Below are 1,039 nucleotides of genomic sequence, written 5' to 3' on the forward strand. Positions count from 1 at the left end.
AGAACACAATACAAACAAAGAATTGTTGGAAGGAAAATGGATATATATGAACAACTTATCCTCTCTTGGCTTAAAGAGTTCAATGATATTAGCGGCGCTCAGGTATTTGATTGGCTTAAAGAAAGAGAGCAAGACTTTAGTATGGCTGAAAGGACAGTTCGATCATATGTTGAAAAACTTAGGAAAAAATATGAGTTACCCAAACTCAAAGTTTCACGACAATTCCTTGCGGTTCCTGAAACAGATATAGGAGAGCAAGCGCAAGTAGATATGGGACAGATTAATCTTCTTACTGAAGATAAAAAAACTAAAAAGCTTCATCTATTTACTATGGTATTATCTTTCTCAAGATATAAATTTGCTATTTGGCAAGATAAGCCATTTACATCAAGCGATATTGTACAATGCCATCATAAAGCTTTTGAGTTCTTTGGTGGTGTACCTAAAACCATTGTCTATGATCAAGACAAAACTATGTTCGTTACAGAAAATTTAGGAGATATCATTAAAACTGATTTGTTTCAAAAGTATATAAATACCATGAATTTTAAAGTTCATCTTTGTAGAGCTTTTGATCCTCAAAGTAAAGGAATAATTGAAGCTGTTGTTAAATTTGTAAAAAATAATTTTGCTAAACATAGAGTCTTTACAAACATTGATGACTTTAATGAGCTTTGTTTAGATTGGTTAAAAAGAACTGGAAATGCAAAAGAACATTCAATAATAAAAAAAGTACCTGAAGAGATGTATCACCTAGAAAAAGAACATCTACAACAAGTACCTCCATTCCTCTTCGAAAAAGAAGAATCAACTAACAGTATTGTAACCTATTCTTTGTCAAAAGACAATACTGTAACATATAAAAGTAATAGGTATCAACTTCCAAAGGAAACATATTCAGATAAACAAAAAGAAGTTGGGGTAGTTTGTGAAGATAATCGAATAACATTTTTTAATCTAAAAACTAAAGAAAGTATTAATACTTATGAGATTTCCAAGGATAAGGGTAAACTTATCTCAAATATTTCTAGAAATACAA

Annotated in this window: 1 protein-coding gene; it reads left to right on the top strand. The window is 30.3% G+C overall.

What is annotated here, in order from left to right; all coding sequences use genetic code 11:
• Nucleotides 1-36: 36 nt before the first annotated feature.
• On the top strand, nucleotides 37-1,039 hold a 1,003-nt coding region (gene istA, locus HMPREF0202_RS05295), incomplete at its 3' end, for an IS21 family transposase (protein WP_245576449.1).

Origin of the sequence: Cetobacterium somerae ATCC BAA-474 (genome assembly GCF_000479045.1) — a bacterium.
Lineage (GTDB): Bacteria > Fusobacteriota > Fusobacteriia > Fusobacteriales > Fusobacteriaceae > Cetobacterium_A > Cetobacterium_A somerae.